This is a genomic window from Campylobacter ureolyticus ACS-301-V-Sch3b, assembly GCF_000413435.1.
Classification (GTDB): Bacteria; Campylobacterota; Campylobacteria; order Campylobacterales; family Campylobacteraceae; genus Campylobacter_B; species Campylobacter_B ureolyticus_A.
The window spans coordinates 61,360-83,927 of the sequence record NZ_KE340326.1; the positions used below are offsets into that span (position 1 = coordinate 61,360).

Sequence of the window (22,568 nt, forward strand, 5' to 3'; positions counted from 1 at the left end):
TTTATGAAAAATTTAATAAAGCGTTATTTTACCACAAATGAAATTATAAAAGGCTTTGTTATATCTGTTTTTATCTCAAATTTTATATTTTTAGGTTTTTTATCTGAAAATTTTGGTGGAATTTTTAATAATTTATTTTTAGAATTCATCTCGCCATTTATCGCAATATACGGCTTTTATAAGCTATTTAATTGCAATAAAATTGCATTTTTTTTCACAGGATTTTTTATAGGAATTTTATGGTTTTATTGGGTTAGTTTTTCTTTGAAATTTTACGGACTTAGTTTTTTAATACCTTTAGAAATTTTATTTATAGCTTTTGTATATGGGATTTTGTTTTTAATATGTGGCTGGTTTAATAATAAATTTTATAAAATGGTAATGCTACTTTTAATAAGTTATTTTTATCCATTCAATTTTAATTGGCTAAATTTAGAATTAGTTTTAATGCCTGGTATTTTTGAGCCAAATATCCGCGGTTTAGCTTTTATATTTTTAGGAATTATCGCTCTTTATGAGATAAAAAATAAATTTAAAAAAGCTTTTATTTTTATAGTTTGCCTTTGCCTTTCTCTTCAAATTTTTGAGAATTACAGCTATGATTTTGGCTTTAAAACCAAGCTTGTAAATACAACTATCTCACAAGATATAAAATGGCTAAATGAGTATAAAAATCCACAAATTAATGCAGTTTTAAAAGAAATTGATGAAGCAATTAATAATAATTTTGAGTTTATCATCTTTCCTGAAAATGCTATTGTGGCTTATTTAAATTTAGAGAAAAATTTAGAAAAAGAGCTAAAAGAAAAATCTTTTAAAATTTCTATTTTAACAGGAGCTTTAGCTTTTGAAAATAATCAAATTTACAACTCGGCTTTTTTATTTCAAAATGGCAAAATATCGCGTTTTGATAAGTATATTTTAGTTCCTTTTGGGGAAGAAATTCCTTTACCAAATTTTTTAAAAAATATTTTTAACAAAGTTTTTTTTAACGGTGCAGAGGATTTTACAAAGGCAAAAAATGTAAGCTTTTATAAAGTTAATGGTGCAAAAATTACAAATGCAATTTGCTATGAAGCTACGCGACCTGAGATTTATAAAAACTCGCCAAATTTTGTAGTTGCCATATCAAATAATGGTTGGTTTGTGCCATCAACTGAGCCTTTTTTACAAAAAACATTAATAAAATATTTTGCCACAAAATATAACACAACAGTTTATCACAGTGTAAATGGTAGTAAAAGTGAGATTATAAAACCAAAAAGTTTATGGATAAAAAGAGTTTTAAAAAGTCTTAATCTTTAATTTTTTTCTCATAATTTGCAAAAACAACACTTATTAAAATAATTAAAACTCCTATAATTTGAGTTAAATTTACATTTTGATTTAAAAAAACATAGGCAAAAAATATAGCTGATGGAAGCTCAACTGAAGTTATTATCTCTCCAATTCCTGGGCGTAATTTTTTCATATAATATGAAAATGTAACAAGTGGGACAATAAGAGAGAAAAATGCAGCCAAAAGACTAAATATAAAACTTTTTTCAAGCATTTTAAAATCTAAATTTTTTAAATCTGAGTTAAAACCAAAAATATTTAAAATAATAAATATAACAAAAATAGTTAAAAATGCTCCAAAGCACATAAATTTTGCCTTTATAATGGGATCTAAGTTTAAGGCTAAATTTTTAGTAAATTGGATAGTAAAAGCATAAGTTATGGCTGAAAGCAAAGCCAAAAAAGCTCCAAGATATGAAAATTTAATATTTTGATTTAGTAAATCAGTTGCTAAAATTGTGCCAAAAATTATGCAAACCACAACACAAATTTGATAAAGTGATGGCATTGTTTTATTTACAAAACAAGCTATTAAAATAGAAATCCAAACTGATTGCATAAGCAAAACAGCACTCGCAGCGACACTTGTATGTATAAGAGAAATCATATAAAATGTATTTGTTAAGGCAATACTACTTCCACTTATGATTACCTTTAATTTTGTAATTTTTAAAATTTTATGATTATTGGCTAGAATTTTTACAAGCACAAAAAACATAATAAATCCTAAAAGAAACATACCACAAAGCAAAACTCCACTTGTTACACCATGTTTAAAAGCAGTATTATATATGGTTGCAGGAATGCCATAGCTTATGGCGCCAATTGTTACAAAAAATGGAGCTAAATTTAAACTTTTATTGCTTATTTTCATTTCAAACTATTTCACTTTTTTATATTTTTAAATTAATGGTGCTAAATTTATCAAAATTTAAGAATAAATTCAATACAATTCTACGTATGAACATATATTCATATATCAATTTAATTAATGGGAGATTGCGATGGGCAAAAAAGAAAAAATTTTAGAAGATAGCCAAGAAATTTGCGAAAGTGTAGTTATACACAAAGAAGTGGTTGAAAATACAAAAACAAAAATGCCAGATGATACTTCGCTTAATGAATTGGCTGATTTTTTTAAAATTTTTGGAGACAGTACAAGAGTTAGAATTTTATGGGCTTTAAGCCTAAATCAAATGTGTGTTTGCGATATAGCTGCACTTTTAAATATGAGTCAATCAAGCATTTCTCATCAGCTTCGAGTATTGAAACAAAACAAATTTGTAAAAAACAGACGCGATGGAAAAGTTGTTTATTACTCACTTTTAGATGAGCATATTAGCTATATTTTAAAACAGGGTTTAACTCATATAAGTGAGTAAATATTAAAGGATAAAAAATGAAAAAATTTAATTTAAAAAATTTGGATTGTGCAAATTGCGCAGCACAAATAGAAGCAAATGTTGCCAAACTTGATGGTGTAAATAGTGTAAGTGTTAATTTCTTGACCACTACTATGAAAATTGATTTTGATGAAAATAGAAGAGATGAAATCATTGAAAAAATAAAACAAGTCATCAAAAAGCTTGAACCAGATACTATACTAGAGGTATAAAATGAATAAAGCTTTAAAAAAAGATATACAAAAAATTTTAATCTCAGTAATATTTGTAATAGCCTCTTATTTGGTTTCAAATGCTGAGCTAAAAACTGTATTTTTAATCTTTGCATATTTGGTAGTTGGAGTTGAAATTTTAATAAAAGCTTGTAAAAGCTTAATAAACGGTGGCTTTTTAGATGAAAATTTCTTGATGGGAATTGCTTCGATTGGGGCATTTTTCATCGGAGAACAAATCGAGGCTGTAGCGGTAATTTTATTTTATAAAATAGGCGTAGCGTTTGAAGATTACTCTATAAATCGCTCAAGAAAATCAATAAAAGAAGCCATGAGTATCGCACCTGATTATGCAAATTTAAAAACAAGTGATGGCTCAAAAAAAGTTGATCCTAATGATGTAAAACTTGGTGATATAATCGTCATAAAACCAGGTGAAAAAGTCCCACTTGATGGCATCATCATAAAAGGAAACTCAACCCTTGATACATCAGCTCTAACTGGCGAATCACTTCCGCTTGAAGTTGGCAAAGATACTCAGATTTTAAGTGGAAGCGTAAATATAAACGGACTTTTAGAAGTAAAAGTAACAAGCGAGTTTGAGACTTCAACGGTTAGCAAAATTTTAGAGCTTGTTGAAGATGCGACTTCTAAAAAATCATCACAGGAAAAATTCATTACCAAATTTGCTAAAATTTACACCCCTATTGTAGTTGGTTTAGCTCTAATCATCGCATTTGTCGTGCCGATGTTTGTGGGGGATTTTAAAGAGTGGATTTATAAAGCACTAATCTTTTTAGTAGTATCTTGCCCTTGTGCTTTGGTGGTTTCAGTTCCACTTAGCTTTTTTGGAGGAATTGGCGGGGCTAGTAAAAAAGGAATTTTGGTTAAAGGAAGTAATTATTTGCAAGTTTTAGCTAAGGTTAAAAACTTTGTATTTGATAAAACTGGAACTTTAACAAAAGGAAATTTTGTCCTTAAAGATGTGGTAAATGAGAGTTTTATAGATAAAGATGAGCTTTTAAAGTTATCAGCTTACGCACAAGCTCACAGCACCCATCCTATCGGACTTTCTATCATAAATACTTATAATGAAAAAATCGATGAAAAAGCCGTAACAAATCTTGAAGAAATCCCAGGTTTTGGCATAAAAGCGACAATTTTTGGAAAAAATGTAAAAATAGGAAATAAAAAGCTTTTAAGTGAGTTTGACTTGCCTGAGATTACACAAACTGCATCATTTGTGGCAGTTGATGGTAAATTTGCAGGGTATTTAACATTTGAAGATGAACTAAGAGATGGCTCGGCCCAGCTTATAAAATGGCTTAAAGATAGTGGCATAAAAACAGCTATGCTAACAGGCGATAGATCAAAAGTTGCTAAAAATATACAAGAAAAACTTGGCATTGATGAAGTTTTTGCTGAGCTTTTACCAGCTGATAAGCTAACAAATTTAGAAAAAATCATCGCCAAAAAGTCTAAAAATAGCACAGTTGCATATATCGGCGATGGGATAAATGATGCTCCGGTTTTAGCAAGAGCGGATGTTGGATTTTCCATGCTTGGAACGGACGCTGCCATGGAAGCAAGCGATATAGTCATAATGGATAATGATATCTCAAAAATCAAAACCGCGATGCTAATAGCTAAAAAAACCATAAGTATCGCCTCGCAAAACATCGTCTTTGCAATCGGCGTGAAAGTTTTAGTTATGATTTTAGCGATTTTCGGTTTAGCAAATATCTGGATGGCGATATTTGCTGATGTTGGAGTTACCATTTTGGCGATACTAAATTCTTTTAGAACTTTTTCTTATGCTAAAAAACTTTAAAAATTTAGCCTTATTTGGAGTTATGGAGTTTTTTAAAATTTTTTAAAGTAGAAGTTTTTAAATGAGTAATTTTCATGATGGCGAGGTGACTTATACGCTTGATCTACAAGGTGGGGCGTACCCTCCGCCATCAGTATAAACATATCTTTAATTATAGTGTATTTAAAAAATTATTATCAATACAGATAAATATAAATTTAGTAAATTTCAAGTTAAATTTAGAGATAATAAAAACATATTTACAAAAGGGAAAAAATGCTTGGAGTTGATATAGTAAGCATAAAAAGAATTTCAAATTTAAAAGAAAAATATGGATTAAAATTTTTAAAAAGAGTTTTAAATGATAGAGAAATTAGCTTAGTAAAAAGTGATGAAACCTTAGCAGGTTTTTTTGCCGCAAAAGAAGCTGTTTCAAAAGCTCTTGGTGTTGGGATTGGAAATGAATTTTCGTTTTTAGATATTGAAATTTATAAAAGTGATAAAAACGCTCCTCTTATAAAATTTAAAGATGAGATAAAAAACAAATTTAAAATAAAAGGCTCAAATCTTAGCATAAGCCACGATGGAGGTTTTGCCATCGCAGCTGTTATGATAGAAACTCAATAAATCGCTTTTTTATCTTGGTAAATCAAGAGCTAAAATTCTTTTTTTGTCAATTGGTCCAAACTGCGTTACATACTCATAAGCTTCCTCGTAATCATCATCCATATAACTTGCAACATTGCTCATAAGCTCGTATAATTCCTCATCGTCCATATTATCAAAGTTTTTATATTCTTCCAAAATTTCTAAAAGATAAGCTTCAAGTTCTAACTCATCATAAGTCATAAACATTCTCCTAAAAATAAAATTTCGCAACTATATCAAAAAAACATTAATTTTGCAAGAGATTTCAAGCGATTTTGATAAATTTATTTTTTTTATTTATTAAGTGAGTTTTTTACCCATTTTTCAAGCTCGTTTTGACTGATATTTACATCAAATCTAACGCCATTTTTTAAAATTCCGCCTTTGCAAGAGTTTAAAAGTGCTAAATTTGTATCACCATACGAACTGCTTCCAGAAGTTACAAATGGGATTATAATTTTGCCATTAAAATCATATTTTTCTAAAAAAGAATTTATAATAACTGGGGCTTTATACCACCAAATCGGAAATCCTAAAAAAATAGTATCGAATTTAGAAATGTCAATTTCACCCAAAATTTCAGGGCGTAAATTTTCTCTCATTTCGGTATTTGCCCTGCATTTGTCATCCCACCAATCCAGATCTTTGTCTATGTAAGGCACTTTTGGTTTTATTTCATAAATTTCACCATTTGTTATTTTGCTAATTTTTTTAGCTAAATTTGCAGTATTTCCAGTTGCACTAAAATAAACTACTAATGTCATTTTATCTCCTTTAATTTAACTATAAATGCAGTTAAATTAACTAAATTATAGCCAAAAAGGTTATTTATCTTTTTTTGCAGGAGTTTTATTATCATAAAGTGAATTGTGATAAAATGCAAATCCAACCATTAAAGCTCCAGAAATAACATGTAAATTTTTAGAAAATCTACTTCTTAATGAAAATGCACTTAAAACAGTAAGTCCCATTGAGACACTAAGACCAATTTTAGCAAGCTCTTTCTTGCTCATATCATCTAAAAAAGGTTTTTTAATCTCTGTTTTTGCTTTTTTCAAGCTCTCGTCTTCTTTTTCTATCAAATTTTGTTTTTGCTTTTGAGATTGTATCATAAGTCATCACCGTTGTCGCAGTAAATAAAACTGCATTTAGTATAAAAAATGGCATTTAATTTCCTTGTAATGATAATAAATGTCATTATATCATACTAAAGCTGTTTTATTACTGAATTTTCACACCCTTCATTGAATTTAAAAGAAGTCCTATCGTCGTTCCATTATGTAAAACCGCTGTTGAAATAGGACTTAATTTTCCTAAAGTTGCACCTAAAAGTATCGCTGAGTTTATTAAAACTGTGGCATTAAAATTTCTATCAACTAGTTTTAAAGTTTCATTTGCCAACTCTTTTAGTTGAGCAACTGCATAAATATCATCTTTTAAAAGACTAATATCAGCAACTGCTCTTGCTATGTCAGCACCTCTTTTCATGCTTATTCCAACATTTGCTTTTGTTAAAGATGGTGCATCATTTATCCCATCGCCACAAAATACAATTTTTTTACCTTCCTTTACAAGAGTATCTATAACTTCTGCTTTTGAAGTTGGAAGCATATTTGCATACACCTTATCAATGCCCAATAAATCTGCAACTTCTTTTGCTTTTGTTTCAATATCTCCTGTTAGCATAATCACTTCTTTAACGCCAAGTTCTTTTAACTTTTTAATAGTTTTTTTAGCATTTGAGCGAATTTCATCTTTCATAACAATAATTCCTAGAAGCTTTTTATCATAGCCAATATATAAAAGTGCATTTCCATCTTTTAGCTCATTTCTTATCTTTGTATCGTGCGCTTTAAATGAAATATTTTCATCATCTTCTAAAAAATGTCTATTTCCAATAACTACTTCTTTGCCATGAAAATGTGTTTTAAGCCCATGTGCCACAATAAACTCAACCTCTCCATGATGCATATGCTTAAATCCTTTTTTCTCTGCCGCACTTACAACAGCTTCTGCAATTGGATGAAAATAGTGCTCTTCAGCACTTGCTGCAAGATTTAAAACATCATCTTTTTTCCAGTCTTTATCAAAGCTTATAATGTCAATAACTTCTAAAATTCCTCTTGTAATGGTTCCTGTTTTGTCAAAAACAAAAGTATCTGCACTAGCTAGTTCTTCTAATGATTTAGCACCTTTTATAAGCATACCGTTATTTCCAGCTTTACTTATGCTTGATTTAAAAGCTACTGGAGTAGCAAGCTTTAAAGCACATGAATAATCAGCTTGTAAAACCGAAGCTACACTTGTCATATTTCTATTTATAAAGTATGATAATCCAGCCAAACTTAAAGTTATAGGCACTAACTTATCGGCTAGTTTTGTTGCTTTTTGAGCTACATTAGATTTTTCATTGAGTGAGTTTTGTATGTAGTGGCGAATTCTTTCAGTACTTGTATCTTTTCCAGCAAGCTCAGTCCAAATTTTAATTTTACCATCTTCAACAACAGTTCCACTCATAACTCTATCACCATGTTTTTTGGCAATAGCTTCTGCTTCGCCTGTCATAGAGGCTTCATTTACACTTGCATTTCCCTCTAATACATATCCATCTATTGCAATGCTTTCACCACTTCCAACTACTACAATATCTCCAACTTTAATATCTTCTGTTTTTGTCTTAACAAGAGTTTTTTTACCATTTTTATTAACCTCAACCCAAGCTTCTTTGATAGCTGGCTTTGCCAAAGCCTTAATTAAATCATCGCTTTTATGAGTTGTGCTCTCTTCAATATACTCGCCGATATTTAACATCAAATTTGTACTATTTGCAGCTAATAAATCTTTTCTTGAAAGTGAAATTCCAACTGCCATTGCCTCTAAAACTTTTGAAGTAAGACCGCTTTTTAAAAGCTCACTTAATCCATCTTTTAAAAGTGGATATGAGGCAAACAAGCTTATTAAGGTGTTTATATCTTTGTTTCTAATAATAGGCATAAGCCCAAGTGAAATTAAAGATTTTATAATCTCAGCTTTACTTATATCATCACTTTCATTTTCTAAAACTGGAATTTCAAGTTTTGAAATTTCACCTAGTAATTTATCTAAGTCTACATTTTCAAAATTTACAGTTACGCTTTTTATAGTTTTATTAACTCTTGCATTTGTAACATTATCAAGTTTTAATATGGCATCTTCATAAGCTTTGATATCAGAATTTAAACTTAGCTCAGGCTGTAAAAACCTAACTCGGTTTTTACTTTTATGAAAAATTTTAAACTCTATATTATTGTCCTGCTTCAATTTCTGCTTTTGCATCTTCAAATCTCTCTTTAAGCTCTTCTTTTCCTGCTTCAAAAAGTTTGCCCATTCTTACAATTGATTTAAAAATTGTCTGTTGTGCATTTTCATTAGTTAAAACATAAGCAGCTATTGCTCCAACTACTGCACCTTGCAAAAAATTTGCAGAACTAAAATTTGGAAGTAAATTTCCTAAAATTCCTGAGTTTGGTTGATTTGAAGTTGCGTTTAAGCCTAGTTTTTCACCTGAGTTTATAGTCGCATCTTTAAACTCATTTTTTACTTCAACTTTTGCTTCTTTTATATATGGATTTGTCATTTTTCATTCTCCGTTTTTAATATATTTTCAATAGCTAAAATAAGTCCAATTCCTAGTGCCATATCAAAAGCAGCACTTAAATACTGCTTTTGAACAATATTATTTGATGCACTTATTGATAATGATGTGGCGATACCACCTTCAATAGCAAATTTACTTATATTTTTGACTTTATCTTTTGAACTTGACTGCTTATTACTATAAAACTCAAGTGCAGTTGCAGTCATACCACCAAAAAGTGCCCCACTTATAAAATGATCGGCTGGAAGCCTACTAGTTGATGTTTTAAACATTAATTATCTTCCTTTGGCTTATTTGAAGTTCTAGTACTTCTAGTAGTCTTTTCTTTTAAATTTTCTACTTCTTTTGAAACAGCTTCTTTTGTTTTATTTACAGCTTTTTTAGCACCTTCTTTTACTTTTTCACCCTCTTTGATAACACTATCTTTTGCTTTTTCGCAATCTTTGATAATATCTTCTTTTGCTTCCTCGCAATCACACTTGCTATCACAAACTTTATCTTTTAAATCGCTTGCAAACTCTTTTGTTTTTTGAGCCTTTTCTAAGATAGTATTTTTTATCTTGCTTTTATTGTTATAAGCGACTATTAATCCTGCTCCTACTGCAATACCTGCTATAAATGGAAGTGCCATTTTTCTCTCCTTTAAAAAATTATTTTTCATGACTATTGTTGTTTTTATCTAAAAGTTGATTTACCAAAACACCGCCTAAAGCTCCTATTAACGCTCCGCCAATAAATGATATATTTGGATTTTGAAGCAAATTTAAAGCTTCATTTGCAGTCATTTTACCATTTTTTAGTTTTTCTAATGCCTCGCTAAGCTCCTTTGTATAATTAAAGGCATTTGTGTCTTTATTTATATGTTTATCTTCTTTAAAATTTTGTTCGTCATCTTTAAAAGTTTCTAAATTTAACAAATTTTGCAAAGCTTTTTTATACTCGTTTGTAGAGGTTGCCCAGATTCTAAAATAAAGATCTTTTAAAGCTTCATTATCTTCATTTGATGCAAGTTCGTTATATAAATTTTCACTTTCGATCTCATAAGATAATGCTTTAAAAATAGCATCATTTTTATCATTTATGTTATTTAAATTTTCAAAGCTTATCTCTTTTAAAAAATCATTATTTTTACCATTTTGCAAATTTGCAGATTTTAAAAACTCACTTCCTGTTTTTTTAACATTTAAAATTTCAGTAAAAACAGGCTCATTAAATTTTAAAGCAAACTCCTCATACATTTTTATGCCCTGTTCTTCATGAATTATGGCATCATTTAACTCTTTTTTCACGCTGCATCCTTTAATAATTGATTAAATTTATTAGCTGCGATATCTAAATCTTTTCCATTTAAAACATTATCCCAAAAACTTTTTGGAATGATATCTTTATCATATTCTATTGTTAGAGACGCAACTGTTTTATTTAATCTTATATTTTTAATGCCTGCAAAGTTTTCAATGCTTGATTTAAAACTCTCACTAAAATTTGCAATCTCATCTTTACTAAAATTTTCCAACTCCTTCTTAATTGAAGGATTTATTCTAACTCTTAATCTGCCATTTATATGGTGGATTAAAGAGCAATATGACATAATTTTAAGTATCATTTCAGATGTTATTTTCAATTACTTCCTCCTATTATTTTTAGAATATTATCATATTTTTTATTTTAAACTAAACTTAAAATCATTTAAAAATCATTATCAAATTTTGACTTTGCTTGAATTGTATAAAATAGCCCCAGTATGAGCTAAGTGTATAAGTCCTGCAGCCGCTGGTGTAATAGTGCCAAACATTGCCAAAATAGAGCCTAATATATTTGTTGAAGTGCCTATTTTATAGTTTTGATTTGCCTTTTTTAAAGCCAAATTGCTTAAATCAAAAAGTTTTATTATATCTTTTGGATCTGAGTTTGTTATAGCGATATTTGATACTTCTATAGCAGCCTCGCTTCCACCACTTGCAAAAGAAACACTAATATCTGCTCTACTCATAGCCAAGGTATCATTTACACCATCTCCTATCATTAAAGTAACGCCTTTTTTTGAAAAAGAATTTACTATATTAGCTTTTTCATCAGGCATTAAATTTGGATAAACAGCATCAAATTCAAACTCTTTTGCAAATTCATTTGCCACAAGTTCATCATCTCCGGTTAATAAGACTATTTTTTTAACACCTCTTTTTTTAAGCTCTAATATAGTTTCCTTACTTCCATCTCTTATCTCATGTGATATAGACAAGCATCCAACAAATTTAGAGTTTTTAGCTAAAAATATAATTGTTGCATGCTCATTGTTTTTCAAAAAGTTACTATTATATGGAAGTCTTATTGAGTTATCGACCATAAATTTTTTATTTCCAAGTAGATATTTATTATTATTAAACTCGCCTTTAACTCCAAGTCCAACAACACTGCAACTATTTGAGCTTGCAGTTGGCTCAAAGCCTAAATTTTGGCAATATCCACTCACTGCTTTTGCAATTGGATGGGTATTTTTATGCTCTAAATTTGACAATACTTGAAAAAACTCATCCTCATCAAGTTTTGTTACATAGCTTAATACAACTGGAGTATTTGTAGTTAGTGTGCCTGTTTTATCAAAACAAACTATATCTGCTTTGCTCATTTTTTCTAAATGCTCACCACCTTTAATCAAAATTCCATTCTTTGCTGCACTTGCAATAGCCGAACTAACAGCGGAACTTGCTGCTAAAATAGTAGCGCATGGACAACTCATAATAATCATTACACTAAAAGCATTAGTAAAAGAACCTGTTAAAAATAGTGTTGCAACTGTCATAAATGAGCCAAGTTTTAAAACTTTTTTAGCAAGCCTATCAGCCTCAATCTCACTTGCAGATTTTAAGCTTAAATGCTTCTCAACATCATTAATTACACGCGAAATATAAGTTTCGTTTCCAACAGCATTTACTTTTATATGAATTTTTCCCTCATTTAAGGTTGTATTTGCAAAAACACTACTTCCGATTTTTTTATAAATAGCTTGACTATAGCCATTTATAATGCTTTCATCAACATATCCCTCACCATATACAACCTCACCATCAACACAAATTTTTTCTCCATTCACGCAAACTACGATATCGCCTTTTTTAACATCTTCTAAATTTGTTTGTATTTCGATATCACCATTTAAAACATATACTTGTTTAACATCCATTTCTATCAAATTTTTAATTGCAATGCGAGATTTTTGCGCGGTATATTCTTCAAATAATCTAGAAGCCCTTAATATATAAATAACTTCAAAAGCAGCTGCTATCTCACCACCAAAAATAGCTAAAAGTAAAGAAAATGCCATGAAAGTTTCAAGGCTAAATTTTTTATTCAAAATATCATTTTTAGCCTCATTTAAAAGTGGCAGTGCTGCAACTACGCTAAGACTTCCAAGTGCAATATTTGAAATGGCTGAAAAAGGGGTTGCTAAAATATGTTCTTTTATAAAAACAACTACCGCAACTACACTTAAACCAACTATTTCATAAACTTTTCTTCTCCAAGTCTTTTTAGAGTGAGTTTTTTTACAAACCAAACACTCGCTGCAAGTTTTAAGCGAATTTTCAATCTTTTGTTTTGGTAAATTTGAAGAAATTTTAAAATACTCATAGAGTAAATCAAGTATATCGTTTAAAGAAATTTCCAAGGAATTAAATTTTATTATAAGCGAATTGCAAGCTAAATTAAATCTTAAATCTATAACCTTATCTTCTAAAATTTGATTTATAAAGTCCTCATTTTTCTTTGTAAAAAGATCTGATTTAAGCCTAACTCTATCTTTTAAATTTGATTTTATGACAATTGACATTTTTTGCAAACTCCTTGTAAAATTAATATCCTACCTTCTACGTTAAACTCATATATTTTACCCAAATTTTGCTCTAAGCTTGAAAAACTCTCATCAATAAATTCAACTATTTTTCCACACTTTATGCAAACTAAATGATCATGTCTTAAACCATTTTCAAGCTCATAATAAATAACATTCTTTAAATTTATGGATTTTATTAGATTTTTTTCTTCAAGTAAATTTATTATTTGATAAATGGTGCTTATATTAACACTATTTTTTTCTTGTTTTTCATAAATTTCTTTTATCATTTTTGCGCTTAAATGTTTGTTGTAAAAAAGAATTTTTATAATCGCAGATCGCGTAGGAAAATCCTTGCTATCAGGAAAAATCATATTTAAAAATTTAGTAAAAACTCTATCATTAACCATATTTTACCTTATTTAAACACATATAAACTATAAATAAATTATTTTACTTTATTTATAGTTTATACGGTTTTTTAGTTGTGTTTTTTAGTTGGGCAATCTTTTCTCCGCTATCATTATAAAAACATTTTGATATTTGAAATCATTGTTTATATATTCTTTTAAATTATATCTTTTAGGGACTTAAAAAAATATAAATAGTTGATAAATGTTAATGATAATTTTTATTAAAATAATATTTTTAGCAAGTTGTTATTTGTTTAAAAAATAGCTATAAATTTATGAAAATTTCACACTTTTATAGTTTATATTTTCTTCAAACTCACTAAGTCTTTTATAAATACTTCTTAATTCTGTTATAGTTGTCCAGTTATTTATAAACACACTAAAACTTTCTCTAACTTGCGAAAAAGCATTGCTTACTTGAACTAAAATACCAAGTGTTATAAGGCCTGTAAAAAGCCCTGCTCCCATTATCATATATGGAACTATTACCATAAATTGGGAAAATGAAATAAGCCATATATTAAAATAGCCATAATGTAAAAAAAGCTTATAATAGTTTTTTTGCAAAGCCTTAAAAAGTCCTCTTGCAACTTTTTCATCAGCGTAATTTAGTTTATCATCTTCTGCATAAACAAGCTCTTTTCTAAAGGCTGCTTCAGCTTTTTGATTATTGTATTCAAGCCCTGGAAGTTTAATGCCAACAAACCATGATATAACAAGCCCTCCAAGACTTATACTAAGAGCTACCCAAACAAGACTTCCTGGAATTTCTTTTAAATATGGAAGTGGAACTTTATCACTTAAAGCCCATAAAATAGGTGTAAATGCGATTAACGTCATAAAAGCTCTTACAACTCTAACACCTAAATCTTCCACAATTTTAGCAAATCTATAAATATCTTCTTGCATTCTTTGAGAACTTCCCTCGATATCTTTATGGCACTCTTTCCATTGATGAATATATGAAAAAGTTATCGCTTCTCTCCATCTAAAAGCCCAATGACTAGCAAAAAAAGAGGTAATTGTGTAAGCGATAACATAAGGCATTGCAATATATAAAAATCGCCAAATTTCTTTCCAAAAATCATTAATATTATAATCTTTTATATTTTGCAACATATCATAAAAATCTTTATACCAATTGTTTATTGCAACATTTAGCTGAGTTTGTAAAACCAAAGAACAAAGTATAAACACAACTCCGCCATAGGCCCAAAGACGCCATTTTTTATCGCAAAAAAAAGATCTAAACATTTATCTCCCAAAATTAGATGAAATTGTAAAATAAATTTGAAATTCTAAATCAAATTTATAAATTTATTATAAATTACTTATTTTTGTTATTTTTAATTTTGAAATAGCCGTTTTATCCATAGCTAAAACTTCGTAAGTGCAGTTTTTATCACTTACTTTATCTCCAACTACAGGGAGTTTTCCAATTAGATTAAAGGCATATCCACCAATTGTATTTTCCTCTATATCATCGTCAAACTTAACCCCCATAATGTCTTCAACATCCTCAATATAGCTTCTTCCTATAAACTCATAGCTATCATCACTTAACTTTTTAAAAGTTGTAACATTATCATCATGCTCATCTATAATATCGCCTAAAATTTCTTCAATTATATCTTCCATGGTAATAAGTCCAGATGTTCCACCGTACTCATCAATTACGAGTGCTGCAGAAATTCTTTCTTTATTCATCATTGGCAAAATTTTAGCAATTGAAGTGTTTTCTGAAACAATTATAATTTTTCTAACTATTTTATTAAAATCTTTTTCTTTGTTTTGTAAAATCAAATCCCTTATATGTATCATTCCTAAGACATTATCTTTACTTCCATCAATGTATGGAAATCTTGTAAAGCCGGAATTTACAACGATTTTAAAATTCTCTTCAAAACTAAGTTGTTTATTTAGACAAATCATATCTTTTCTTGGAGTCATAACTTCTTTTGCAACTGTATCGCCAAAATCAACCGCATTTTGAATAATATCATTTTCAAATGAGTCTAAAACTCCTACTTTTAGGCTTTCTCCTGCAATTATTTTAATCTCTTCTTCTGAGTGAGCTATTTCATTTTCACCTGCAGGTTTTATACCAATTAGCTTTAAAATAGCTCTAGCCAAAATATCAAAAACCTTTATAAATGGTAAAAATAAAAGCCAAAATGCATGAAGTGGTTTTGCCACAAAAAGAACTATTTTTTCAGTTTTTGCAATAGCTATAGACTTTGGCACAAGCTCACCTAAAACAACATGAAAAAGCGTAATAAAAGTAAAAGAAATTCCAACTGCAATTGTGTGAAGTGCTATATCATTTACACTAAAAAACTCTTTTATAGGAGATTCTATAAGTCTTACAACAGCAGGCTCTCCAATCCAACCAAGCGCAAGAGAACTAAGCGTAATTCCAAGTTGAGTAGCACTTAGATAAGTATCAAGGGAATTTGTGATTTTTAAAGCAAGTTTTGCATTTGGGACATTTTCATGGATAAGCTCTTCAAGCTTACTTTTTCTAACTTTAACAATTGAAAACTCAGAGAGCACAAAAAAGGCATTTAAAAATATAAAAACAAATGCTAAAAATAGCATAAAAGTGGAATGATCCGTATCCAAAATGGTTTTCCTTTAATTTTAAAATGTGAAATTATACCTAAAATTTGAGTTATTTTAGGTAAATTTCTTTTTTTGTAAATTTCAAATGTTTAAAAAATATTCTATGATTTTTCTTTTATCTATTTTATTTGAAGCGTTTTTATATAAATTTTCTTCAAGCAAAGCCAAAATTTCATCTATAAATTTAGAAGTTTTAATATATGGAAGAAGTAAATCAAATAGCTCTTTATCGCTCTTTGCAGCTTTTAGTTTTTCTATGATTGGTTTTTGTTTTTTTTCTCTTTTAAAGTTAATTTTTGAAAACAAAATCATAGAAATAATACCTAAAATAAATCCCAAAATAAAAGTTAAGATTAAATATTTTTTACTAATTTTAGTTTTTAAATTTGATAAATTTTCATCTTTTATTTCGTTTAAATTATCACTTTTTAGCTCATCTGAAACCAAAATTTTAGGTGAGCTTTGAGTTTGAGGCAAGTTTTGCAAATTTGAGTTTAAAACTTCTATTTTTATCTCTTGTGAAGAGATTGTTTTTGTAGAGTTTAAGTCTTTATCAAAATAGCTAAAATTTATAGCTGGAATTGTAAAATTTCTATCGCTTACTATAGCAAATTTTTGTAAAAACTCACCGCCATATAAACCATTATTTAAGTAATTTTTAATCTCTGGATTATTTGGATAAATCAATGTATTATCTATCTTTAAATCAAACTTTTTTATATCTTCTATATTTCCATCGCCATTAATTTTTAGTGTTAAATTAACTGGTTCATTTGCATTTACTTTTGTTTTATCTACAGTTGCATTAATACTAAATTTACCAAAATTTTGAACATTGCCAGGAAGAGGCAAAACCTCTAAATTTAAAGAATTTGAAATAGTATCTTTCCACTTTATATTTCCAAAAAATGAGCTAAAAAACGGATCACTAAATTGATCTTTTTGTGTATTTCCAAAATAGGCTTTTAATGGAGATATTTCGTAACTTCCAGCTTGTTGTGGAAAGAGTAAAAAAGATATTGTTTGCGTTATGTAGCCATTTTCGCTGCTGTTTTTTACATCATTTAACTGTTTTACTAAAAAATGTTCTATCTTTGGAAACTCATAATCAAATTTATCAAATTTTACATCTGCTCTTATCTTAAAAACAACATCAAGCTTTAAATGATCACCCAAAATAAGCTTATTTTTATTAGTTCTTAATTCAACAATAAACTCATCGCCAGTTTTATTTGGAGTTTGCTTTACAACTTCTAAATTTGCAGGTTCTGTTTTATAAAGTTTTCCATCAACTAAAACTTCAAAGCTTGGAATTTCAATGCTTTTTAAAGGCTTAAAAGCATAAATTTTAGAAACGGTTTTGCTTTTAGCTCCATTTATAATACTAATATTTTGCGAACTTGAAGTTCCTAAAATAGCATATCCACCAACCTCATCAATATCTGGAAATTTAACCCTATTTCCATCGGCAACTATGCTAAATTGCGCTAAATTTCCCTCGTATACAACTGGTGTATCAAGAGTTAAGCTAACTTTTGAAAAAGTTAAATTTATAAATAGTGTCAAAATTAAAAATACTCTACCAAGGTTTAACATTTTTATCCTCACTTTTATGATTTTTTTCACCTATAGGCATTAAAAAAGTTCCGATATTTCTATGCTCTAAAGCTTTTTGCCATTTTGCTTCTTCCATATCACTAATTGGTTTTATATCTGCTGGAATTTCATCTATTTTATCATCTTTTTTATTTTCAACTTGCTTGCCAACATTTTGGTTTTCTTTATTTTCATCTTCTTTTTGCTGATCTTTTTTTTGCTCATTTGCAATACTTTTTTGCGCTATGTTACTGTTTTCGTTTTGTCTGTTTTCTTGGCTTTCATTACTTTGTTCATTTTCTTGATTGTTTTTATTTTCTTGCTTTTCATTGTTTTGCTCATTTTCTTGATTGTTTTTATCTTCTTGATTTTCATTTGGTTTATTATCGTTTTGCTTGTCGTTTTGTTGCTCGTTTTTTTCACTATTTTGTTTATTATCGTTTTGCTGATTTTTGTTTTGCTCGTTTTCATCTTTGGAATTTTGACTGTTTTGTTCGCTATTGTTTTGATTGTTTTGTTCTTTGTTTTTATCACTGTTTTGGTTACTATTTTGATTTTTATCTTGATTTTGCTCTTTATTATTATCACTATTTTGGTTATTTTGAGTTTTGTTTTGATCTTGTATTTTTTCAACAAGTTCTAAATTAAACCTTGTGTCATTATCATCTTTTATCTCTAAAGCTTTTTTAAAAGACAAAATAGATTTGTTAAAATCGTGTAAATTTGCATACGTGTTGCCTAAATTATGCAATCTCTCAAAACTTAAATTATCATCTTTTACATCGTTAAAATTTTGCAACGCCTGGCTAAAATTTCCATCTTTATAGTTTGCCACACCTTCATTATATTTTGCTTTTGGCAAATTTAGCTTTTTATAGTTTTTGGCAGCTGTTTTAAAATCTGCCAAATTAAAACTCTCTTTTGCTTTTGAAATGGTAGAAAACTCAGGATATTTAAAAAATAAAATCAATACAATTCCTAAAATTGATAAAACAAAACCTATATAATATCTCACGCTTTTCTCCTAAAAGGCAAGGAAAAATTTGCCATAAAAAATAAAACTATCGCCAAACAAAGAGGATAATAAAAAAGCTCTTTTTGATCTTTTATCATTTCATCTTTTGTTTCATTATTTTTAAATTTTGAACTTATTAATGAGTTTAAAGCTTTCATATCATCGTTATTTAGTGAGCTTTGCATATACGCGCCACCTGTTTTTAAAGCTAAATCTTTAATGCTTTGATTTGCTTTTAAAAGCACAACATCATTATTTGGTGCTTTAAAAAGTCCGCCTTTATTTGTTGCTGTTAGATAAATAAACACGCTTATTTTATTTTCTTTAGCAAATTTAATTTCTTTACTAAATTCCTCATTATCCCCACCATCGCTAAATAAAACCAAAATTTTATTTTTTTCATCTTTAAAAAGAGTATCAACTGATCTTAAAAGTGAGTAAATATCTGTTCCTTGTAAATTTAAATTTGAAAAATTTAAATTTGAAATAAGATATTTTAATGAGCTAAAATCACTTGTTAAAGGCGATATCATAAAAGCTTCATTGCTAAACCCAACAACTCCTAAACGCTTATCTGCCGCATTATCCAAAAAACTATAAATTTTATTTTTAGCAAATTCAAAACGGCTTGGAAAAAGATCATCAACTCTCATTGAATTTGATATATCAAGTGCTATAACTGCATTTATATAGCTTTGTTTTATTTTTATTTCGCCATTTGTAATAACTGGTCTAGCAAGAGAAATAATGCCAAAAATAAGGCTAAAAATCAAAATATAAGCTCTTAATCTTTTTGAAAAGCCACTTTTTTTAATATAAATTTCTTTCATTACTTCTTTTGAAAAAATTGCCTTTAAACTTCTACTTTTTCTAACTAAAAAAATAAATATAAATGGGATTATTAACAAATATAAAACTTCTAAATATAAAAACTCAAACATTTATTTTCCTATTGTCATATAAAAATAAAACTACCATTAAAAAAAGTCCAAAACCTAAAAAGTAAAAATAAAAATAGGTTTTTTTAATAAATTTTTGTGATTCTATCTCGCTTTTTTCAAGCTTATCTATCTCATCATAAATTTGTTTTAGTCCACTGCTTGAGCTTGATGAGTAATACTTTCCACCTGTTTGTTGTGCGATATATCTTAAAACATCTGGATTAAAATCCCCAACTCTTCCAACGCCAACTGTATAGACTTTGATATTATATTTTTGAGCTGTTTTTATAGCTACATCAAGTGGAATTGTTCCTGCGTTATCAATACCATCAGTTGGTAAAATTATAATTTTATTTTTGGAATTACTATCTTTAAATAAATTTGAAGTTAAAAAAAGCCCCTCATAAAGTGCAGTTTTGTTTAATCCAACCATACCAAGTTTTATCTTTTCAAGCAGTCTTTTTATACTTGTTTTATCGTAAGTTAAAGGAATAGCTGTGTAAGCAAAATCAGCAAAAACATTTAAAGCCAAGGCATCATCTTTTCTTTTATCTATAAAATCATTTAATATCTCTTTAACAATTTCAAATTTATTTCCCTCACTCATAGAACCACTTGCATCAAGCATTAAAGCTATTTCATATCCTTGTGAGTTTGATGATTTTATCTCATCTTTTTTTATAGGACTTGCAAGAGCTGTGCTTAATGATAAAATTAAAAGAAATTTTAAAATTTCTTTTAGAATAGTTCTATTTTTTGTCGCATTTTTAAGCATTTTTATGTTTGAGAAATAAAAAGCTTCTTTTTTTTGTTTGCAAAATTTTAAAAAAATGAGATAAATAAAAGGAATTAAAAAAGCCCATAAATTTTCAAACTCAATCATTTTATGTCCTTAGGCTTTAAACTTTTAATCAAATTTAAAATTTCATTTTTTAAAATTTTATCAAGCGTTGGAGTATCTTTTTTATATTTATAAATTTCAAGTTTTTTATTGATTTCATTAAATTTATCTTTGTTATTTTCATCTAAAAAATATGGAAAATTTTGACTAAATTGATAAATACTTTCTTTTTCATTTTTAAAATCAATACTTTTTAGCTCATTAAATGCCAACTCTTTTTTAGATATTTTTTTGATTTTTTTATATCTTGGCATAAAAATTATTTTAAAAAGACAAAAAATGGCGATTAAAAATAAAATTAAAATTAAAAAAATCCACGGATATAAAAAGCTTAAATCAATTTCGCTAATGCCTTTAATATCTTTTAACTCTTTTAAAAGATCAAATTCTTGCATTTTAACGCCTTGCTATTTGTATGAGCTTTGAAAGTGGCTCATCATTTGTATAAATTTTGCCAAAAGAAACTTTATTTTGTAAAAAATGTTCTTTTAATTTTTCATCATGTGTTTTTAAAAGTTTTTTATATCTTTTAATAGAAATTTCATCCAAATTTGCTTCAAATTTATCTCCGTTAAATGGATTTATCAAATCAACATCATTTAAAGTTGTCAAATTTTCTTCAAATAAATCTCTTAAAACAACCACATAAACATCATTTTGATATGATATTTCACTTAAATCAATCTCTTCTAAAAAATCACTTATCAAAAAAACAGCAGCTTTTCTTTTAATGACACTATTTAAAAACTCACTCAATTTTTTAAAATCAATCTCCTTTTTAAAAGTATTTAGGTTTAAAATATCTTTTGTTATTTCATAGATTTCATTTTCATCACTAACTGGCTCATAAAAAAGCTCAGGTTTATTACTAAAAACAACTGGAAAAAGCAAATTTTTACCCATAGTTGTCGCAAGAGCCAAAAGTGTAAAAACTTCTGCTGCAAGATCTAGTTTAAGCCTACTTAAGCCAAATTTTAAACTACTGCTTAAAGCTAAAACTACAACAACATTCATCTGTTTTGTTTCATTAAAAACATTTGCTTTTAGCTCACCACTTTTTGCACTAGCTTTATAGTTAATACGCCTTAAATCCTCATTTTCATACTCTTTAATTTCTCTAAAATCAAGCCCATCGCCTTTTATCAAGCTTTCATAAAGACCAAAGTTTGAGTTAAAAACATTTTTTTTGGCTTTTATAAAAATTTCTTTTGCACGATTCATTGATCTATGGTGCCTTTATAGTGTTTAGGATTTTTTCTATTATAATATCTGGCGTTATATCTTTTGCTTTTGCTTTATAATTTAACATTATTCTATGCCTTAAAACGCCTTTTAAAACAGCTGCGATATCAAGTGGAGTTACATAGTCTTTGCCATTTATCATCGCATAAGCTGCACTTGATTTGTATAAATCAATACTTGCTCTTGGGCTTGCACCAAATTCCAAAAATTCACTAATTTGAGATAAGCCATATTCACTAGGTTTTCTTGTAGCAAAAATAAGTTTTATCATATATTTTTTAACTTCCTCATCAAAATGAATTTTTTTAAGTTCATTTTTTAAATTTAAAATTTCATCTTTTGAGGCAACTTGATTTATATTTTCAAAACCTTTTACAACAACTCTATTTACTATTTCAAGCTCTTCCTCGTAAGTGTTATAATCAACTAAAATTTTCATTAAAAATCTATCAAGCTGAGCTTCAGGAAGCTTATAAGCACCTTCTTGCTCAATTGGGTTTTGTGTAGCCATAACCAAAAAAGGTTCATCAAGCTTAAATGAATTATCGCCAATTGTAATTTGTTTTTCTTGCATAACTTCTAAAAGTGCAGATTGAACTTTTGAAGGAGCTCTATTTATTTCATCAGCAAGAAGCAAGTTTGTAAAAGCGGGTCCTTTTTTAAGATAAAACTCACCAGTTTTTACATTATAAACTTCAGTTCCTATAATATCACTTGGAAGAAGATCGGGTGTAAATTGAACTCTTTTAAACCTTATGCCAAGACTTTTTGCTAGTGCATTTATAGCTGTTGTTTTTGCTAAGCCTGGAACTCCCTCAACCAAAATATGACCGTTTGAAATAAGACCTATAAGTAAAGCATTAATAAGTTCATCTTGACCAACAACCACCTTACTTACTTCTTTTTTTATATCTTGTAAGATCATAATCCACCTTATATTATTTTTTAGTGAAATTAT

27 protein-coding genes are annotated in these 22,568 nt (G+C 28.2%); 5 read left to right on the forward strand and 22 right to left on the reverse strand.

Annotated features, from left to right (window positions below; translation table 11 throughout):
• Nucleotides 1-3 precede the first annotated feature (3 nt).
• Nucleotides 4-1,305, forward strand: coding sequence for an apolipoprotein N-acyltransferase (locus HMPREF9309_RS00325; protein WP_016645918.1), 1,302 nt, complete (start codon nt 4-6; stop codon nt 1,303-1,305).
• Here the strand turns inward: HMPREF9309_RS00325 and HMPREF9309_RS00330 are convergent.
• On the reverse strand, nt 1,295-2,212 hold the full coding sequence (locus HMPREF9309_RS00330; RefSeq protein ID WP_016645919.1) for a DMT family transporter: 918 nt from the start codon (nt 2,210-2,212) through the stop codon (nt 1,295-1,297). The two genes, HMPREF9309_RS00325 and HMPREF9309_RS00330, sit on opposite strands and share 11 nt — an antisense overlap.
• 130 nt (nt 2,213-2,342) lie before the next feature.
• Between HMPREF9309_RS00330 and HMPREF9309_RS00335 the strand changes: the two genes are divergently transcribed.
• From HMPREF9309_RS00335 to acpS, 4 genes are all read left to right on the forward strand, one after another.
• Nucleotides 2,343-2,720, forward strand: a complete 378-nt coding sequence (locus HMPREF9309_RS00335) for an ArsR/SmtB family transcription factor (protein ID WP_016645920.1) — start codon at nt 2,343-2,345, stop codon at nt 2,718-2,720.
• A gap of 17 nt (nt 2,721-2,737) precedes the next feature.
• Nucleotides 2,738-2,953 carry a heavy-metal-associated domain-containing protein gene (locus tag HMPREF9309_RS00340; RefSeq protein WP_016645921.1) on the forward strand — a complete coding sequence of 72 codons (216 nt, stop codon included), beginning with the start codon at nt 2,738-2,740 and terminating at the stop codon, nt 2,951-2,953.
• A gap of 1 nt (nt 2,954) precedes the next feature.
• Nucleotides 2,955-4,784 (forward strand): heavy metal translocating P-type ATPase, encoded by a 1,830-nt coding sequence (locus HMPREF9309_RS00345; RefSeq protein ID WP_016645922.1) that lies wholly within the window; start codon nt 2,955-2,957, stop codon nt 4,782-4,784.
• A 255-nt stretch (nt 4,785-5,039) separates the two neighbouring features.
• Nucleotides 5,040-5,390, forward strand: coding sequence for a holo-ACP synthase (acpS, locus tag HMPREF9309_RS00350; protein ID WP_016645923.1), 351 nt, complete (start codon nt 5,040-5,042; stop codon nt 5,388-5,390).
• A 9-nt stretch (nt 5,391-5,399) separates the two neighbouring features.
• On the opposite strand, the gene HMPREF9309_RS00355 is transcribed toward acpS, so the two are convergent.
• The 21 genes from HMPREF9309_RS00355 to HMPREF9309_RS00450 all read right to left on the reverse strand — a co-directional run bounded on the left by HMPREF9309_RS00355 (nt 5,400) and on the right by HMPREF9309_RS00450 (nt 22,535).
• On the reverse strand, nt 5,400-5,612 hold the full coding sequence (locus tag HMPREF9309_RS00355; RefSeq protein WP_016645924.1) for a hypothetical protein: 213 nt from the start codon (nt 5,610-5,612) through the stop codon (nt 5,400-5,402).
• Between the two features lie 92 nt (nt 5,613-5,704).
• Nucleotides 5,705-6,175, reverse strand: coding sequence for a flavodoxin (locus HMPREF9309_RS00360; protein WP_016645925.1), 471 nt, complete (start codon nt 6,173-6,175; stop codon nt 5,705-5,707).
• A gap of 60 nt (nt 6,176-6,235) precedes the next feature.
• Nucleotides 6,236-6,469 (reverse strand): hypothetical protein, encoded by a 234-nt coding sequence (locus HMPREF9309_RS00365; RefSeq protein WP_081634526.1) that lies wholly within the window; start codon nt 6,467-6,469, stop codon nt 6,236-6,238.
• A complete protein-coding gene (locus HMPREF9309_RS09190) occupies nt 6,444-6,578 on the reverse strand; it encodes a hypothetical protein (RefSeq protein ID WP_016645927.1) in 135 nt (44 codons plus the stop codon). Before HMPREF9309_RS09190 ends, HMPREF9309_RS00365 begins: the two co-directional genes overlap by 26 nt.
• Nucleotides 6,579-6,632: 54 nt before the next feature.
• On the reverse strand, nt 6,633-8,726 hold the full coding sequence (locus tag HMPREF9309_RS00370) for a heavy metal translocating P-type ATPase (protein ID WP_016645928.1): 2,094 nt from the start codon (nt 8,724-8,726) through the stop codon (nt 6,633-6,635).
• Complete coding sequence (locus tag HMPREF9309_RS00375; RefSeq protein ID WP_016645929.1) at nt 8,695-9,027, reverse strand: hypothetical protein; 333 nt, start codon at nt 9,025-9,027, stop codon at nt 8,695-8,697. The genes HMPREF9309_RS00370 and HMPREF9309_RS00375 overlap by 32 nt, the downstream gene beginning before the upstream one ends.
• Nucleotides 9,024-9,320 carry a hypothetical protein gene (locus HMPREF9309_RS00380; RefSeq protein WP_016645930.1) on the reverse strand — a complete coding sequence of 99 codons (297 nt, stop codon included), beginning with the start codon at nt 9,318-9,320 and terminating at the stop codon, nt 9,024-9,026. Before HMPREF9309_RS00380 ends, HMPREF9309_RS00375 begins: the two co-directional genes overlap by 4 nt.
• Nucleotides 9,320-9,679: a hypothetical protein gene (locus HMPREF9309_RS00385; RefSeq protein WP_016645931.1), complete on the reverse strand. Its 360-nt coding sequence runs from the start codon at nt 9,677-9,679 to the stop codon at nt 9,320-9,322. The genes HMPREF9309_RS00380 and HMPREF9309_RS00385 overlap by 1 nt, the downstream gene beginning before the upstream one ends.
• 19 nt (nt 9,680-9,698) lie before the next feature.
• Nucleotides 9,699-10,337, reverse strand: a complete 639-nt coding sequence (locus HMPREF9309_RS00390) for a hypothetical protein (protein ID WP_016645932.1) — start codon at nt 10,335-10,337, stop codon at nt 9,699-9,701.
• Nucleotides 10,334-10,672, reverse strand: a complete 339-nt coding sequence (locus HMPREF9309_RS00395) for a hypothetical protein (protein WP_016645933.1) — start codon at nt 10,670-10,672, stop codon at nt 10,334-10,336. Before HMPREF9309_RS00395 ends, HMPREF9309_RS00390 begins: the two co-directional genes overlap by 4 nt.
• Before the next feature lie 78 nt (nt 10,673-10,750).
• Nucleotides 10,751-12,877 (reverse strand): heavy metal translocating P-type ATPase, encoded by a 2,127-nt coding sequence (locus HMPREF9309_RS00400; protein WP_016645934.1) that lies wholly within the window; start codon nt 12,875-12,877, stop codon nt 10,751-10,753.
• Nucleotides 12,862-13,290, reverse strand: coding sequence for a Fur family transcriptional regulator (locus HMPREF9309_RS00405; protein ID WP_016645935.1), 429 nt, complete (start codon nt 13,288-13,290; stop codon nt 12,862-12,864). Before HMPREF9309_RS00405 ends, HMPREF9309_RS00400 begins: the two co-directional genes overlap by 16 nt.
• Nucleotides 13,291-13,566: 276 nt before the next feature.
• Nucleotides 13,567-14,547: a putative transporter gene (locus HMPREF9309_RS00410; protein WP_016645936.1), complete on the reverse strand. Its 981-nt coding sequence runs from the start codon at nt 14,545-14,547 to the stop codon at nt 13,567-13,569.
• 66 nt (nt 14,548-14,613) lie between these two features.
• Nucleotides 14,614-15,891 (reverse strand): hemolysin family protein, encoded by a 1,278-nt coding sequence (locus tag HMPREF9309_RS00415; protein ID WP_034907597.1) that lies wholly within the window; start codon nt 15,889-15,891, stop codon nt 14,614-14,616.
• A gap of 105 nt (nt 15,892-15,996) precedes the next feature.
• Entirely contained in the window at nt 15,997-17,511 is a 1,515-nt protein-coding gene (locus HMPREF9309_RS00420; protein WP_016645938.1) for a BatD family protein, read from the reverse strand.
• Nucleotides 17,495-18,526 carry a tetratricopeptide repeat protein gene (locus HMPREF9309_RS00425; RefSeq protein WP_016645939.1) on the reverse strand — a complete coding sequence of 344 codons (1,032 nt, stop codon included), beginning with the start codon at nt 18,524-18,526 and terminating at the stop codon, nt 17,495-17,497. Before HMPREF9309_RS00425 ends, HMPREF9309_RS00420 begins: the two co-directional genes overlap by 17 nt.
• Nucleotides 18,523-19,467 (reverse strand): vWA domain-containing protein, encoded by a 945-nt coding sequence (locus HMPREF9309_RS00430; RefSeq protein WP_016645940.1) that lies wholly within the window; start codon nt 19,465-19,467, stop codon nt 18,523-18,525. Before HMPREF9309_RS00430 ends, HMPREF9309_RS00425 begins: the two co-directional genes overlap by 4 nt.
• Nucleotides 19,460-20,350 carry a vWA domain-containing protein gene (locus HMPREF9309_RS00435; RefSeq protein WP_016645941.1) on the reverse strand — a complete coding sequence of 297 codons (891 nt, stop codon included), beginning with the start codon at nt 20,348-20,350 and terminating at the stop codon, nt 19,460-19,462. Before HMPREF9309_RS00435 ends, HMPREF9309_RS00430 begins: the two co-directional genes overlap by 8 nt.
• Entirely contained in the window at nt 20,347-20,763 is a 417-nt protein-coding gene (locus tag HMPREF9309_RS00440; protein WP_016645942.1) for a hypothetical protein, read from the reverse strand. Before HMPREF9309_RS00440 ends, HMPREF9309_RS00435 begins: the two co-directional genes overlap by 4 nt.
• 1 nt (nt 20,764) lies before the next feature.
• Entirely contained in the window at nt 20,765-21,589 is an 825-nt protein-coding gene (locus HMPREF9309_RS00445; protein WP_016645943.1) for a DUF58 domain-containing protein, read from the reverse strand.
• Nucleotides 21,590-21,593: 4 nt separating this feature from the next.
• Nucleotides 21,594-22,535 (reverse strand): AAA family ATPase, encoded by a 942-nt coding sequence (locus HMPREF9309_RS00450; protein ID WP_016645944.1) that lies wholly within the window; start codon nt 22,533-22,535, stop codon nt 21,594-21,596.
• Nucleotides 22,536-22,568 lie beyond the last annotated feature (33 nt).

Bases quoted from the DNA above. Each gene is read 5' to 3' on its own strand.
- HMPREF9309_RS00325 (WP_016645918.1), top strand. From the start codon at position 4: ATGAAAAATTTAATAAAGCGTTATTTTACCACAAATGAAATTATAAAA.
- HMPREF9309_RS00330 (WP_016645919.1), bottom strand. From the start codon at position 2,212: ATGAAAATAAGCAATAAAAGTTTAAATTTAGCTCCATTTTTTGTAACA.
- HMPREF9309_RS00335 (WP_016645920.1), top strand. From the start codon at position 2,343: ATGGGCAAAAAAGAAAAAATTTTAGAAGATAGCCAAGAAATTTGCGAA.
- HMPREF9309_RS00340 (WP_016645921.1), top strand. From the start codon at position 2,738: ATGAAAAAATTTAATTTAAAAAATTTGGATTGTGCAAATTGCGCAGCA.
- HMPREF9309_RS00345 (WP_016645922.1), top strand. From the start codon at position 2,955: ATGAATAAAGCTTTAAAAAAAGATATACAAAAAATTTTAATCTCAGTA.
- acpS (WP_016645923.1), top strand. From the start codon at position 5,040: ATGCTTGGAGTTGATATAGTAAGCATAAAAAGAATTTCAAATTTAAAA.
- HMPREF9309_RS00355 (WP_016645924.1), bottom strand. From the start codon at position 5,612: ATGACTTATGATGAGTTAGAACTTGAAGCTTATCTTTTAGAAATTTTG.
- HMPREF9309_RS00360 (WP_016645925.1), bottom strand. From the start codon at position 6,175: ATGACATTAGTAGTTTATTTTAGTGCAACTGGAAATACTGCAAATTTA.
- HMPREF9309_RS09190 (WP_016645927.1), bottom strand. From the start codon at position 6,578: ATGCCATTTTTTATACTAAATGCAGTTTTATTTACTGCGACAACGGTG.
- HMPREF9309_RS00370 (WP_016645928.1), bottom strand. From the start codon at position 8,726: ATGCAAAAGCAGAAATTGAAGCAGGACAATAATATAGAGTTTAAAATT.
- HMPREF9309_RS00375 (WP_016645929.1), bottom strand. From the start codon at position 9,027: ATGACAAATCCATATATAAAAGAAGCAAAAGTTGAAGTAAAAAATGAG.
- HMPREF9309_RS00380 (WP_016645930.1), bottom strand. From the start codon at position 9,320: ATGTTTAAAACATCAACTAGTAGGCTTCCAGCCGATCATTTTATAAGT.
- HMPREF9309_RS00385 (WP_016645931.1), bottom strand. From the start codon at position 9,679: ATGGCACTTCCATTTATAGCAGGTATTGCAGTAGGAGCAGGATTAATA.
- HMPREF9309_RS00400 (WP_016645934.1), bottom strand. From the start codon at position 12,877: ATGTCAATTGTCATAAAATCAAATTTAAAAGATAGAGTTAGGCTTAAA.
- HMPREF9309_RS00405 (WP_016645935.1), bottom strand. From the start codon at position 13,290: ATGGTTAATGATAGAGTTTTTACTAAATTTTTAAATATGATTTTTCCT.
- HMPREF9309_RS00410 (WP_016645936.1), bottom strand. From the start codon at position 14,547: ATGTTTAGATCTTTTTTTTGCGATAAAAAATGGCGTCTTTGGGCCTAT.
- HMPREF9309_RS00415 (WP_034907597.1), bottom strand. From the start codon at position 15,891: ATGCTATTTTTAGCATTTGTTTTTATATTTTTAAATGCCTTTTTTGTG.
- HMPREF9309_RS00420 (WP_016645938.1), bottom strand. From the start codon at position 17,511: ATGTTAAACCTTGGTAGAGTATTTTTAATTTTGACACTATTTATAAAT.
- HMPREF9309_RS00430 (WP_016645940.1), bottom strand. From the start codon at position 19,467: ATGTTTGAGTTTTTATATTTAGAAGTTTTATATTTGTTAATAATCCCA.
- HMPREF9309_RS00435 (WP_016645941.1), bottom strand. From the start codon at position 20,350: ATGATTGAGTTTGAAAATTTATGGGCTTTTTTAATTCCTTTTATTTAT.
- HMPREF9309_RS00440 (WP_016645942.1), bottom strand. From the start codon at position 20,763: ATGCAAGAATTTGATCTTTTAAAAGAGTTAAAAGATATTAAAGGCATT.
- HMPREF9309_RS00445 (WP_016645943.1), bottom strand. From the start codon at position 21,589: ATGAATCGTGCAAAAGAAATTTTTATAAAAGCCAAAAAAAATGTTTTT.
- HMPREF9309_RS00450 (WP_016645944.1), bottom strand. From the start codon at position 22,535: ATGATCTTACAAGATATAAAAAAAGAAGTAAGTAAGGTGGTTGTTGGT.